11 protein-coding genes are annotated in these 13619 nt (G+C 49.1%); 7 read left to right on the forward strand and 4 right to left on the reverse strand.

The window, feature by feature from the left end:
- The first annotated feature begins 62 nt into the window (after positions 1–62).
- The 5 genes from Q8O77_RS10760 (at position 63) to adk (ending at position 5996) form a co-directional block, all read left to right on the forward strand.
- Positions 63–389: a YbaB/EbfC family nucleoid-associated protein gene (locus tag Q8O77_RS10760; protein WP_068232296.1), complete on the forward strand. Its 327-nt coding sequence runs from the start codon at positions 63–65 to the stop codon at positions 387–389.
- On the forward strand, positions 389–991 hold the full coding sequence (gene recR / locus Q8O77_RS10765; protein WP_305552874.1) for a recombination mediator RecR: 603 nt from the start codon (positions 389–391) through the stop codon (positions 989–991). Before Q8O77_RS10760 ends, recR begins: the two co-directional genes overlap by 1 nt.
- A gap of 115 nt (positions 992–1106) precedes the next feature.
- Entirely contained in the window at positions 1107–3041 is a 1935-nt protein-coding gene (htpG, locus tag Q8O77_RS10770; RefSeq protein WP_305552875.1) for a molecular chaperone HtpG, read from the forward strand.
- A 141-nt stretch (positions 3042–3182) separates the two neighbouring features.
- Positions 3183–5114 (forward strand): methyl-accepting chemotaxis protein, encoded by a 1932-nt coding sequence (locus tag Q8O77_RS10775; protein WP_305552876.1) that lies wholly within the window; start codon positions 3183–3185, stop codon positions 5112–5114.
- A 237-nt stretch (positions 5115–5351) separates the two neighbouring features.
- Positions 5352–5996: an adenylate kinase gene (adk, locus tag Q8O77_RS10780; protein WP_305552877.1), complete on the forward strand. Its 645-nt coding sequence runs from the start codon at positions 5352–5354 to the stop codon at positions 5994–5996.
- Between the two features lie 69 nt (positions 5997–6065).
- Here the strand turns inward: adk and tpx are convergent, their stop codons facing one another.
- A complete protein-coding gene (tpx, locus tag Q8O77_RS10785) occupies positions 6066–6686 on the reverse strand; it encodes a thiol peroxidase (RefSeq protein WP_305552878.1) in 621 nt (206 codons plus the stop codon).
- Positions 6687–6815: 129 nt separating this feature from the next.
- Between tpx and Q8O77_RS10790 the strand changes: the two genes are divergently transcribed.
- Together Q8O77_RS10790 and Q8O77_RS10795 are read left to right on the forward strand one after the other, a co-directional pair.
- A complete protein-coding gene (locus Q8O77_RS10790) occupies positions 6816–7832 on the forward strand; it encodes a response regulator (RefSeq protein WP_305552879.1) in 1017 nt (338 codons plus the stop codon).
- A 2-nt stretch (positions 7833–7834) separates the two neighbouring features.
- A complete protein-coding gene (locus Q8O77_RS10795) occupies positions 7835–8809 on the forward strand; it encodes a sensor domain-containing diguanylate cyclase (protein WP_305552880.1) in 975 nt (324 codons plus the stop codon).
- Here the strand turns inward: Q8O77_RS10795 and Q8O77_RS10800 are convergent.
- The 3 genes from Q8O77_RS10800 to Q8O77_RS10810 are packed head-to-tail and all read right to left on the reverse strand — an operon-like array spanning position 8806 to position 13575.
- Positions 8806–10335, reverse strand: coding sequence for a SpoVR family protein (locus Q8O77_RS10800; protein WP_305552881.1), 1530 nt, complete (start codon positions 10333–10335; stop codon positions 8806–8808). The genes Q8O77_RS10795 and Q8O77_RS10800 overlap by 4 nt on opposite strands.
- Before the next feature lie 31 nt (positions 10336–10366).
- A complete protein-coding gene (locus Q8O77_RS10805) occupies positions 10367–11632 on the reverse strand; it encodes a YeaH/YhbH family protein (RefSeq protein ID WP_305552882.1) in 1266 nt (421 codons plus the stop codon).
- 20 nt (positions 11633–11652) lie between these two features.
- The gene (locus Q8O77_RS10810; RefSeq protein ID WP_305552883.1) at positions 11653–13575 is read right to left on the reverse strand and encodes a PrkA family serine protein kinase; all 1923 of its coding nucleotides are present in this window, start codon (positions 13573–13575) and stop codon (positions 11653–11655) included.
- Positions 13576–13619 lie beyond the last annotated feature (44 nt).

Below are 13619 nucleotides of genomic sequence, written 5' to 3' on the forward strand. Positions count from 1 at the left end.
GGTAAAAGGTCAGTGTCCGATACACTGCTACTTCAACTTAATTTTACGGCAGGTACAAAGCTATGTTTAAAGGCGGTATGGGCAACATTATGAAGCAGGCGCAAGCCATGCAGGAAAAAATGCAGAAAATGCAGGCTGAAGTCGCGGCGATGGAAGTGACCGGTGAAGCTGGTGCCGGGCTGGTAAAAGTAACCATGCTGGGCAATCACAATGTACGCCGTGTCAGTATTGACGACAGCCTGATGCAGGATGACAAAGATATGCTGGAAGATTTAATTGCCGCGGCAATTAACGACGCGGTGCGCCGTGTTGATGAAACCAGCAAAGAAAAAATGGCTTCAGTTACCGGCGGCCTGCAATTGCCACCGGGTATGAAAATGCCATTCTGATGAGCCGTCATACGCCGCTGGTGCAACAACTTATTGATGCACTGCGTATTTTGCCGGGCGTCGGACCGAAATCTGCGCAGCGCATGGCGTTTTCGTTGTTAGAACGTAACCGCGAGGGCGGCCTGCAGTTGGGCGCTGCACTTAGCGCTGCGATGAATAAAGTGGGCCATTGCCAGCAATGCCGTACTTTTTGCGAAACCGAGCTGTGCCATATTTGCACTGACCCTGCTCGCGCGGCAGATGGCATTATTTGTGTGGTAGGCTCTGCGGCAGATCAAATGGCGATTGAGCAAACCGGCCAGTTTAAAGGGCGCTATTTTGTACTGCAGGGCTATTTGTCGCCGCTGGATGGCATAGGTCCACAAGATTTGGGGCTGGATAAACTCAGCAACTTATTGGCGACAGCCGGTGTTACCGAACTTATTCTGGCGACCAACCCAACGGTAGAGGGCGATGCCACTGCATTTTATATTGCTGAGCTGTGCCATAAGCACCGGGTAAAGGTGTCGCGCATTGCCCAGGGCATTCCGGTTGGCGGTGAGTTGGAGTTTGTCGATGGCACTACGCTGTCGCATGCTTTTAGTGGTCGCAAAGCCTTCTGATTATTATAACCCTGCTTGAAATCCGGTTAATCCTCCCCATATTAGTTGTCAGTGTTTGGCTGCCGGTGCAGCCTGCGTAATAACTGTCAAACTTTAATGTTCGGGGATAAACACAATGAGTGACACCACAGCCACTTCTAGCGGCCAAAAGCAAACCCATGGCTTTCAGGCAGAAGTAAAACAACTGCTGCAGCTGATGATCCATTCACTGTATTCCAACAAAGAAATTTTCCTGCGCGAGTTGGTATCTAACGCTTCAGACGCGGCTGATAAACTGCGCTTTCTGGCGTTGTCAGACGGCAGCCTGTACGGCGATGACGGCGAGTTGCGGGTACGTATAAGCCTGGATGAAGCCGCCCGTACCTTAACGGTAAGCGATAACGGTATCGGCATGACGCAGGAAGAAGTGATAAGCCATTTGGGCACTATTGCTAAATCCGGCACCAAAGAATTTTTCTCGCAGTTATCCGGCGACCAAAGCAAAGACTCCAAGTTAATCGGTCAGTTTGGTGTAGGGTTCTACTCTGCCTTTATCGTGGCCGACAAAGTAACGGTACGTACACGCAAAGCCGGTGCTGCCGCCAATGAAGCCATTGAATGGGAATCGGCCGGCGAGGGCGATTACAGCATTACAGCCATCAGCAAAGACAGCCGTGGTACTGAGATAGTGCTGCACCTGCGCGAAGGTGAAGACGAGTTCTTAAACCGCTGGAAGGTAGAGAGCATTGTTACCAAGTACTCAGACCATATCAGCATTCCGGTAGAGTTATGGCAGGAAGAGCAGCCGGAGCGCGATGGCGCTGACGGCGAAAAAATTGCCGCTGTGCCCGGCCACTGGCAGGCAGCCAATAAGGCTACTGCGCTGTGGACCCGTGATAAATCTGATATTACCGATGACGAGTATCAGGAATTCTACAAACATATTTCGCACGACTGGAGCGAGCCGTTAAGCTGGAGCCACAATAAAGTAGAGGGTAACAGCAATTACACCAGCTTACTTTATGTGCCGAAAAAAGCACCGTTTGATATGTGGAACCGCGAAGCACAACATGGCCTGAAGCTTTATGTGCAGCGCGTATTTATTATGGATGATGCCGAGCAATTTATGCCGGCTTACCTGCGCTTTATCAAAGGTGTGCTGGATTCAAGCGATTTACCGCTGAACGTGTCGCGTGAAATTCTGCAAGACACCAAAGTCACCCAAACTCTGCGTAAAGGTTGCAGCAGCCGCGCGCTGAAAATGCTTGATAAGCTGAGTAAAGATGCAGAGCAATATCAGGCATTCTGGACAGAATTCGGCCAGGTGTTAAAAGAAGGCCCGGCAGAAGATATGGCTAACAAAGAGCAAATTGCTGCTCTGCTGCGCTTTGCCTCAACCCACAATGACGACAGCACACAGAACGTCGCATTGGCTGATTACATCAGCCGGATGAAAGAAGGCCAGGACGAGATTTACTATATCGTGGCTGACAGCTATGCCGCGGCTAAACATAGCCCGCATTTGGAAGTGCTGCGTAAAAAAGGCCTTGAAGTGCTGCTGTTATCCGACCGCATCGACGAATGGCTGGTGCAGCATTTAACCGAATTTGACGGTAAAAAACTGCGTTCTGTGGCTAAAGGCGGTTTAGATTTATCCAAGCTGGATGATGAAGAAACGAAAAAGGCACAGCAGGACGCGGAACAGGCGTTTGCCGATGTTATCGGCCGCTTTAAAACAGCGCTGGGCGACCAGGTTAAAGATGTCAAAGTCAGCCACCGTTTAACCGAGAGCCCGGCTTGTGTGGTGACGGACGAGTTCGATATGAGCACGCAGATGATCAAGCTGATGGAGTCGGTGGGCCAAAAAGTGCCGGATGTGAAACCAATTTTTGAGCTGAACACTGAGCACCAGCTGGTAAAACGTATTGCCGATGAGCAGGATGAAGCGCGCTTTAAGCAATGGGCAGAGGTATTGCTGGAACAAGCCTTGTTGGCCGAACGCGGTAGCTTAAAAGACCCGGCGGCTTTTGTCGCCAGGCTGAATAATCTGTTGCTGTCGTTAGCTAAGTAACCGCTAAAGCCTTTGCTGTGGCCACAGGGCTGCAGCAAAGGCGCTTATCAACAAACCGGGTTTCTTCCGCGTTTATCCTATCTATATTGTAATCTGCTTCTATACTTTCAACAGCTTACCGTTACCGGCAAGGAGCAGCTTATGTTTAATTTTTGGCGCAATATGGGCTTTGGTGGCCGGCTTACCGTGATTATGGTTAGCCTGCTGTTGGTGTCGATCCTGGTGCTGACCAGTTTAGTGTTTATTGAATACCGTAATTCGCAAACCCGCGCGGTGGTCAATACCTTACAAACCACCAGTGTGTTAAATGCCGACGCCTTTACCGATTGGTTGTTAGCACGGCAGGAGGAAATGCGCTACCTGGCACGGCTACCGCAAGCACAACAGCTACAATTGGACGATACTGCAGTGTTAATGCAGCAGTTGGCGCAGGCTCAGGGCTATTACGACACTATTTTTGTCGTCGCTCCCTCTGGTAAGGGCATGGCCGGTGTCAGTTTTGTCAACGGTCAGGCACAAATTTTAGATGTTGCTGAAGCGAATGCTTTTGATGTCGCCGACAGGGCCTGGTTTAAGCAGGCTATCAGTGGCCGGGATGCATTTTCGCAACCTATAGTGTCGCGCGCTACCGGTAACCGTATCAGTACTATTGCTATTCCTATCCGGCGTAATAATGAAATTGTTGCGGTAATGCGCGGAGCGGTGCAGCTGACGACTATTTTTGCCAGAGTGAATGATCTTAGCCGCAACGACTATACCGAAATTTATTTGCTCGACAGCGATGGTAAAGCCATCACCCCTGCCGATTCGATTAAAAATACCGACCAGGCGTTGCAAACACAGGCAGCTCAGGGGATCCGGCAAAAACAAAGTGATATTGGTCAGTATAGCAATGCAGCCGGTACAACGGTAATTGGCAGCTACAGCTTTATTCCCATGCTGGGCTGGGGATTGGTATTGGAAAGTCGTGAATACGAAGCGCTGACAGAAGTGCGGGAAATGCTCTGGACCTTAATGATCATTTCTGCAGTGGTGTTACTGGTGGCAATAGTGGTTTGTATCAGCCTGGTGCGCACCATTACCCGTACCTTAGGCGGAGAGCCTGGTTACACGGCAAATATCGTGCATCAGGTAGCAACAGGCGATTTAACCGCCAGCGTGCGGTTAAAAGCCGGCGACAGTTCCAGCTTGCTGGCGTCAATCCATGTGATGCAGCAAAACCTGCGTACTATGTTGCTGCAAATCCGTGATTATTCCGATCAGGTCGCTGCGGCGGCAACAGAGCTGTCGCAAATTAACGAGCAAACCCAGCGCGGCATTGAATTACAAAATACTGAGATTAACAGCTCGGCAGTGGCCATGAACCAAATGACCGCATCTTTGGAAGAAGTGTCACGTAATACCCAGCAAGCGGCAGACGCCGCAGGTGCGGCGGAAAAAGAAACGCAACAGGGCCAGTTAGTGGTAAGCCAAACCGTAAAAGATCTCGCCGGCTTGTCAACCGAGGTCAGCCGCGCGGCAGAGATTATTAATCATCTGAAACAAGACAGCGACAAGATAGGCAATATTTTACAGGTTATAGAGGGCATTGCAGAACAAACCAACTTATTGGCGCTGAACGCAGCAATTGAAGCCGCCAGAGCCGGTGAAACCGGCCGCGGTTTTGCTGTCGTGGCGGATGAAGTAAGAACCCTCGCCAGCCGCACCAAAGACTCGACCACTGAAATTCAGCAGATGATTGAGAAGTTACAGCGTGGTACCGATAACGCGGTATCAGCAACTAACAAAAGCGAACAGGCAACCCGAAAAACTGCGGAGCAGGCCGGTAAGGCTGGTGATGCCTTAACCAGCATTAGTGCAGCAGTGTCGTTGATTAACGATACTGCGCAGCAAATAGCCAGTGCCACCGAGCAGCAAACCACGGTATCGCGGGATCTGAATAAAAATCTGCACAGCATCAGCGATGTGGCTTATCAGACGGCGGACAATGTTACCCAATCAACTCAGGCCAGTGAATCATTAGCCGATTTGGCCGAGCAACTCAAAGCATTGTTAGCTAAGTTCAGGGTGTAACCCGCTACAACTTTAGTCGGGTAAGGTGCGGCTACGGCTGAAAAAAATGTGATTTTCAGCCGTTTGGCGTAAAAAAACGCAGCGATTGCTGTCTTTGCCCAGCTATACGACTAAAAGCCAATGAAATAGCCGGACCAGTTAGCGCAACAAGACAAACTTCTTGTCTCAGGCAAGACATTATGTAAAGATCCGGCCTTTATAATTAATGGATCAATCCCAGAACATGAGGGTGTTGCTATGCGCATAATTTTGTTGGGTGCCCCGGGTGCCGGTAAAGGAACCCAGGCTCAGTTTTTAATGAGTAAATACGGCATTCCACAAATTTCTACCGGTGATATGTTGCGTGCAGCAATTAAAGCCGGTACGGAACTGGGCTTAGCGGCCAAACAGGTGATGGATGCCGGTCAGCTGGTTTCAGACGATATTATTATCGGTCTGGTAAAAGAGCGCATTGCTGAACCGGATTGCAGTAAAGGTTTTTTGCTGGATGGTTTTCCGCGCACTATTCCGCAAGCCGATGCGATGAAAGAAAAAGGCATCGTCATTGATCATGTTATTGAATTTGATGTACCGGATGACGTAATTGTTGAGCGCATGAGTGGCCGGCGCGTACACCCAGCATCAGGTAGGGTATACCATATTCGCTATAATCCGCCTAAGGCCGATGGCAAAGACGACGTAACCGGTGAAGAGCTGGTTATTCGCCCTGATGATGTGGCAGAAACCGTCCGTAAGCGTCTGGCGATTTATCACGAGCAAACCGAGCCATTGGTAGGCTATTACCGCGCTGAAGCCGACGCCGGTAACACCCGTTATCACCATATTGATGGCACCAAGGCGGTTGATGCGGTAACTGCAGAGCTGGTGTCATTACTTAGCTAAGCCGCACTTACAGCAAAAAGCCCTGACTGTTCAGGGCTTTTTTGTGTCTGCTACAGCACAGCAGCTCACCTAACTTTTCGGCATTAGCTGTTGCAGTGCATTTAACGCGGCAGCGTAATCCGGTTCTTGTGCTAATTCCGGTACCAACTGCTGGTAAGCCAGTTTACCCTTGCGGTCTATAATTAACACAGCGCGGGTTAGTAAACCCATATCTTTGATAAGTAAGCCATAATTGCTGCCAAAATCACGCCATACTGCGTCGGATAACACTACTACGTTGTCGATTTGCTCCTGCTGACAGTAGCGTTTTTGCGCAAAGGGCAGATCCGTGCTGATGGTTAACAACACCACATTATCCGGTAAGTTCGCCACTTCGCTATTAAAGCGCTTGGTTTGCAATGAACAGACACCGGTGTCTATACTGGGCACCACGCTGATCAACACTGTTTTACCACGATAATCTGCCAGTGCTACCGTTTTAAAGCTGGCATCTACCACTTTAAAAGCCGGTGCGGTATCGCCGGTACTAAGTTTATTGCCCAGCAATACCACTTGTTGATTACCGGCTTTTACTTTGCTTAAGCGCTCTGGCAAAGAAGCCTGAAAGTCTGCTGCACTACCGGCGAAACTGACACAAAGCATGGCTGCGGCAACGCAGGTTTTGCTATAAAGATGAGATAATGCTGACATGATACAGCTCCTGTTAATATTGAATGCATTAAAAGTAATCAGCTGGAACACAACATATTTTCGTTGTTTATGCGCGAACTGTTTATTTCAGTCTAGACTGAAATGAAGCCTGCGCGAAGTGAGAAGCCGATGACAACTGCTGTACTGATTTGCGACGATTCCAACCTGGCCCGTAAGCAATTGGCAAGAATTCTACCACAGGAGTGGCAAAGCAACCTGTTTTTTGCCGGCCATGGCGCTGAAGCCATGGATACTCTGCTGCAACAGCGCATTGACTGGTTATTTCTGGATTTAAATATGCCGGTAATGGATGGTTATCAGGTGCTGGCTGAACTGAAAAAACGCCAGATAGTGCTGAATGTGGTCGTGGTATCCGGTGATGTACAGCCTGAAGCTTTCGAACGGGTTAAAAGCCTGGGCGCGCTCGACTTTATCCGCAAACCGGTTGATAGCGCCAAATTACAACAGCTGATGCAACAACATGCTGTCAGCGCCCGTGTTACAACGGCGTCGGCTGGTATCTCCAAAGCCACGGCACCGGCTGCCGAGCTAAGTGCAGAGATGCGCGACGTGCTGCAAGAACTGACTAACGTAGCCATGGGGCAGGCTGGTGATCTGTTAGCAAGGTTGCTGAATGTTTTTGTCAAATTACCCATTCCCAATGTTAATCTGATTGAAGTCAGTGAGTTGCATATGGCGTTGGCGTCGGTAGAGCACCAGGCGACAACCTCTGCCGTATGTCAGGGCTTTATTGGTGGTGGCGTAGCCGGCGAAGCGCTGCTGATCCTGACAGATTCCAGCTTCAAAGATATTGCCAGGCTGATGAATTACCAGGGGGAGCTGACAGTTAAGGTCGAGTTGGAACTGTTGATGGACATTGCCAATATTCTGATTGGTGCTGTGCTCAAAGGCCTGGCCGAACAGATAGATATGAGTTTCAGCCAGGGCCATCCTGTGGTGCTGGGGCAGCATGCGCCGGTTAGCGAGCTGATTATTGCTAATGCCAAGCGCTGGCGTAAAACCCTGGCGATTGAACTGAGTTACGGTATTGAAAACTATAATATCAGCTGTGATTTACTGCTGCTGTTTACCGAAGACAGCTTGAAAACGCTGAACTACAAAGTCGCATTCTTGCTGGAGGAGTAACGATGTCACATACTCAGGTTGATGTTTCCGAAATTCACTGGCTGATGGACATGTTCCAAACCGTGGATGTTGGTTTGGTAGTACTGAATTGTGATTATCGTATTCAGGTATGGAACGGCTTTATGGAGAACCACAGTGGTTTAACACCCAGGCAGGTGCGTGACCGATATCTGTTTGATTTATTCTCGGAAATAGATGAAGACTGGTTGCGGCGTAAGTGTGACCCGGTGGTACTGCTGAAAAACCGTGCTTTTACTATCTGGGAGCAAAGACCCTATATTTTTAAGTTTCGCAACTACCGGCCTATTACCGGCAGTGCCGAGTACATGTATCAAAACAGTACCATCTTTCCACTCACAGATACCCGGGGGGCGGTAACGCATCTGTGCTTTATTATTTATGACGTGACAGACGTCGCTGTAAGCCGGTTGGAGTTGGAGTCGATGAATGGCCGTTTGCGGCAACTTACCAAAACCGACTTTTTAACCGGTTTGTTTAACCGCGGCCATTGGGAAGAAAACCTGTTGCAGGAATTTAAACGCCTGCAGCGCTATACACATCAGAGCACACTGCTGATGTGTGATATCGACCATTTTAAACGTATTAACGACACCTATGGCCATGCTGCCGGCGATGAGGTGATCAGAGCCGTTGCCGATGCGGTGCGCAGTAATCTGCGGGCCACCGACATTGCCGGCCGCTATGGTGGTGAAGAGTATGCGATATTATTGGTAGATACCAATATTGAGCAGGCCGCCTGCTTGGCAGAGCGTTTGCGCCATTCGGTAGAGCAGTTGAAAATTAATTATAATAATCAAGTGCTTGTTACAAGCATAAGTGTCGGTTTGGCGCAACACAGCAACAGCATGACAGAGCACCGGCAATGGATAGAAGCAGCAGACAAAGGCCTGTATCAGTCTAAAGCTGCAGGGCGCAACAGAGTAACCTGTCATCAGTTTGACGCTGCCGGCGGCTAATCATCACGAAGATCGGTTTGTTCAGGGCAGCTGTACAAGGTTTCAATGCTGCCATCCTCATTTTGTTGCTCCAGATACACGCTGAAACCCCATAACCGATGCAGGTGCTTCAATACCTGTTGTTGGCTGTTAGCCAGCGGGATACGGTTCTGCGGAATATAACGTAATGTCAGTGAGCGATTACCGTTAAAATCGACATTGTGCACCTGAATATTCGGCTCTATCTGGCTCAGGTTATACTGCTGCGACAGCATCTGGCGGATACGTTGATAGCCCTCGGCGTTGTGAATGGCCGCCACTTCAAGGCTGCCTTCTTCGTCATCGTCGACAATAGCAAACAGGTGAAAATCACGGATCACCTTAGGTGACAGGTACTGGCTGATAAAGCTCTCGTCTTTAAAATTTTGCATGGCAAAATGCAGGGTATCCAACCAGTCACTGCCGGCAATATCGGGAAACCACTGTTTATCTTCTGCTGTAGGCTGTTCGCAAATACGGCGTATATCACAAAACATGGCAAAACCCAGCGCATAAGGGTTAATGCCGGAGTAATATTTACTGTGGTACTCCGGCTGTGCTACCACATTAGTATGGCTGTGCAGCACTTCTAACATAAAGCGGTCGCTGACTTTACCCTCGTCGTACAGGTGCTGCAAAATAGTGTAATGCCAGAAGGTAGCCCAGCCTTCATTCATCACCTGTGTTTGCTTTTGCGGGTAAAAATACTGCGAAATTTTGCGCACTATGCGCACAATTTCCCGCTGCCACGATTTTAATAACGGGGCATTTTTCTCAATAAAGTACAAAATGTTTTCTTGCGGCTCTGCCGGGAAACGGATTGTGTGCTGTTCGGCACTGCTGGCTTTTACCGGAATGGTGCGCCATAAGTCATTAACCTGAGACTGCAAATAAGTTTCGCGCTCCTGCTGGCGCTTTTGCTCCTCATCCAAAGAGATTTTCTGCGGTCTTTTGTAGCGGTCCACGCCGTAGTTCATCAACGCATGACAGGAGTCGAGCATATCTTCAACTTCGCTGATACCGTACTTTTCCTCGCATTGGCTAATATAATGTTTCGCAAACAACAGGTAATCAATAATGGAACCGGCGTCGGTCCAGGTTTTAAATAAATAGTTATTTTTAAAAAAGGAGTTATGGCCATAACAGGCATGTGCCATCACCAGGGCCTGCATGGTAATAGTATTTTCTTCCATCAGGTAAGCAATACAAGGGTTAGAGTTAATCACTATTTCATAGGCCAGCCCCATATTGCCGCGTTTATAATTCTGCTCGGTTTGAATAAACTTTTTACCGTAAGACCAGTGATGGTAACCCAGTGGCATACCCACGCTGGAATAGGCGTCCATCATTTGCTCGGCAGTGATCACCTCGATTTGGTTGGGGTAGGTATCCAGCTTGTAATGCGCTGCAACCCGGGCAATTTCCTGATGATACGCATCGAGTAAATCGAAGGTCCAGTCGGGCCCGTCAGATAAGCATGGTGCTGTTTTAGCTTTTGCTTTGGCCATAGAAAAACCTCACTCGTTAGCAGAGATACGCTCAGGCTGCCTGCTTTTTAAACAGCTCGCGAAATACCGGATAAATATCACTGACATCTTTAATATGCTGAATGGCAAAGTTATCAAAGGCCGGTAGCAGCTTCTCGTATTCCTGCCACAGGCTTTGATGCGCCCGTGGCGTAATTTCAATGTAGGCGTAGTAACGTACCAGCGGCAGTAACTTATTAGCCATCAACTCAGCACAGGGGGCGCTGTCGTCGGTCCAGTTATCGCCGTCTGACGCCTGAGCAGCGTAGATATTCCATTCGGCGGGGTTGTAACGCTCCAGTACTATGTCGTACATCATTTTCAGCGCACTGGAGACTATAGTGCCGCCGGTTTCCTGCGAATAAAAGAACTCTTGCTCATCAACCTCTTTGGCCTGGGTATGATGGCGGATATACACCACTTCGACATTCTTGTAACTGCGGCTTAAGAACAAGTACAGCAGAATATAAAAACGCTTGGCCATATCTTTTGTTGCCTGGTCCATTGAGCCGGATACATCCATCAGGCAAAACATTACCGCTTTACTGGTAGGCTCGGGCCGCTTTTGGAAATTGCGGAAACGTAAATCGAAACTGTCAATAAAGGGCACGGCGGCAATGCGTTGTTTCAGCTCTGCAATTTCAGTGCTTAACAAACGCAGTTGCTGCTGATCCGGTACCGGCTCGTGCTCCAGCGCGGCTAACTGTTGCTCCAACTCGCGCAATTTGGCTTTTTTTCCGGCGGTCATGGCTACGCGCCGCGCTAAAGAGCCGCGCAAAGAGCGCACTATGTCAATATTGCTTGGTACGCCTTCAGAGCGGTAACCGGCGCGCACGTTTTTATACAGCACCAGCTTATCCAGCTGATTTTTTTTCAGATTAGGCAGCTCTAAATCTTCAAACAGTAAATCCAGATACTCATCTTTTGAGATAGAAAATACAAAGTCATCTGTACCTTCGCCGTCGGCGCCGGCATCGCCCTGACCACTGCCACCGGCGCCGCCTTGTGGCCGTTTAATCCTGTCACCCGGGCTGAACTGATCATTACCCGGATGGATAATCTGCCGCCTGCCACCTTTGCCCTGATGAAAAAACGGCTCGCTGATATCTTTACCCGGCACCGTTACGCTTTCGCCACTGCTGATATCGGTTACGCTACGCTTGCTGATGGCGTCGGACACCGCTTTTTTAATTTGCTGCTTATAACGGCGGATAAAGCGCTGACGGTTCACCGCGCTTTTATTCTTACCGTTAAGTCGTCTGTCGATAAAATGCGCCATACTACCTCCGGCTTCGCGTATTACTGCGATTTGCGTACGCGCAAATACCATTCAGATAATAGCCGCACCTGCTTACGGGTATAGCCTTTTTCCATCATCCGGTTGACGAAGTCATCGTGTTTCTTCTGATCATCGGTTGAGGTCTTGGCGTTAAACGAAATCACCGGCAGCAGCTCTTCTGTGCTGGAGAACATCTTTTTCTCAATCACAGTGCGCAGTTTCTCGTAACTGGTCCAGGTGGGGTTTTTGCCGTTGTTTTTCGCTTTGGCCCTCAGCACAAAGTTAACAATTTCATTGCGAAAATCTTTCGGGTTACTGATACCGGCCGGCTTTTCAATTTTCTCCAGTTCGGCATTCAGTGCGGCGCGGTCAAACAGCTGGCCGGTTTCCGGATCGCGGTATTCCTGGTCCTGGATCCAAAAATCGGCATAGATCACGTAGCGGTCAAAAATGTTCTGGCCGTATTCAGAATAAGACTCCAGGTAAGCGGTTTGAATTTCCTTACCGATAAACTCAATATATTTCGGAATCAAATAGCCTTTTAAATGCTCCAGATAGCGCTCAGCTACGTCGGCCGGGAACTGCTCGCGCTCTATTTGTTGCTCCAGCACATAGAATAAATGCACCGGATTGGCGGCTACTTCGGTGCTGTCGAAGTTAAATACGCGCGACAATATTTTAAAGGCAAAGCGGGTTGATAAGCCGGTCATGCCTTCATCTACCCCAGCGTAATCACGGTACTCCTGATAGGATTTTGCTTTTGGATCGGTATCTTTTAAGCTTTCACCGTCATACACCCGCATTTTGGAGTACAAGCTGGAGTTATCCGGGTTTTTCAACCGCGATAACACCGCAAACTGCGCCAGCGAAATTAAAGTGCCGGGCGCACAAGGCGAGTTATTCAGTTCGCTGTGCTCCAGTAGTTTTTGATAAATGCGCATCTCTTCACTTACACGCAGACAATAGGGCACTTTTACAATGTAAACGCGATCGAGAAAGGCTTCGTTATTTTTGTTGTTACGGAAGGTCTGCCACTCTGACTCATTGCTGTGTGCCAGAATAATGCCGTCAAACGGCAGCGCCGCCAGGCCTTCGGTACCGTTATAGTTGCCTTCCTGGGTGGCGGTAAGCAGCGGATGCAGCACCTTAATCGGCGCTTTAAACATCTCAACAAATTCCATTAAACCCTGGTTGGCGCGGCACAAAGCACCGGAGTAGCTGTAGGCATCCGGGTCATTCTGGGCAAAGTGTTCCAGCTTGCGGATATCCACTTTACCTACCAGTGAGGCAATATCCTGGTTGTTTTCATCACCGGGTTCGGTTTTAGCTATCGCCAGTTGATCCAGAATAGACGGGTACTTTTTCACCACCTTAAACTGGCTGATATCGCCGTTATACTCATGCAGGCGTTTGCTGGCCCAGGGCGACATAATATTGCGCAGGTAACGTTTGGGGATGCCGTATTCCTGCTGCAGAATATTGCCGTCTTCATTAACGTCGAACAGGCACAGCGGGTTGTCGTACACCGGCGAGCCTTTTAAATAGTAGATTGGAATTTGCTGCATTAAATGTTTTAACTTTTCTGCCAGCGAAGACTTACCGCCGCCCACCGGACCGAGTAAGTACAGAATTTGTTTGCGCTCTTCCAGTCCCTGAGCTGAGTGTTTAAGGTAAGACACTATTTGTTCTATGGCTTCTTCCATGCCGTAAAATTCAGAGAACGCCGGGTAACGGGCGATCACGCGGTTGGAAAACAGCCGGCTCAGCTTCGGATCCTGTGCCGTGTCTGTCAGTTCCGGTTGGCCGATGGCCAGTAACAGACGCTCTGCCGCACTGGCATAGCAGCTCTTGTCTTCTTTACATAACGCCAGAAACTCCTGAATACTATATTCTTCTTCTTTGGCAGCCTCGTAGCGTGATTTGTAGTGCTCAAAAATACTCATTTGCACCTCCGGCTTATAAACATCGGGAAAGGGTAGCAGCCTGG

It is taken from the genome of Rheinheimera sp. (assembly GCF_030690345.1).
Taxonomy (GTDB): Bacteria; Pseudomonadota; Gammaproteobacteria; order Enterobacterales; family Alteromonadaceae; genus Alishewanella.

Excerpts from the sequence above, each read along its gene's own strand:
- Q8O77_RS10760 (WP_068232296.1), top strand. The coding sequence starts at position 63 with ATGTTTAAAGGCGGTATGGGCAACATTATGAAGCAGGCGCAAGCCATG.
- Q8O77_RS10775 (WP_305552876.1), top strand. The coding sequence starts at position 3,183 with ATGTTTAATTTTTGGCGCAATATGGGCTTTGGTGGCCGGCTTACCGTG.
- Q8O77_RS10805 (WP_305552882.1), bottom strand. The coding sequence starts at position 11,632 with ATGGCGCATTTTATCGACAGACGACTTAACGGTAAGAATAAAAGCGCG.
- htpG (WP_305552875.1), top strand. The coding sequence starts at position 1,107 with ATGAGTGACACCACAGCCACTTCTAGCGGCCAAAAGCAAACCCATGGC.
- Q8O77_RS10800 (WP_305552881.1), bottom strand. The coding sequence starts at position 10,335 with ATGGCCAAAGCAAAAGCTAAAACAGCACCATGCTTATCTGACGGGCCC.
- recR (WP_305552874.1), top strand. The coding sequence starts at position 389 with ATGAGCCGTCATACGCCGCTGGTGCAACAACTTATTGATGCACTGCGT.
- Q8O77_RS10795 (WP_305552880.1), top strand. The coding sequence starts at position 7,835 with ATGTCACATACTCAGGTTGATGTTTCCGAAATTCACTGGCTGATGGAC.
- Q8O77_RS10810 (WP_305552883.1), bottom strand. The coding sequence starts at position 13,575 with ATGAGTATTTTTGAGCACTACAAATCACGCTACGAGGCTGCCAAAGAA.
- Q8O77_RS10790 (WP_305552879.1), top strand. The coding sequence starts at position 6,816 with ATGACAACTGCTGTACTGATTTGCGACGATTCCAACCTGGCCCGTAAG.
- adk (WP_305552877.1), top strand. The coding sequence starts at position 5,352 with ATGCGCATAATTTTGTTGGGTGCCCCGGGTGCCGGTAAAGGAACCCAG.
- tpx (WP_305552878.1), bottom strand. The coding sequence starts at position 6,686 with ATGTCAGCATTATCTCATCTTTATAGCAAAACCTGCGTTGCCGCAGCC.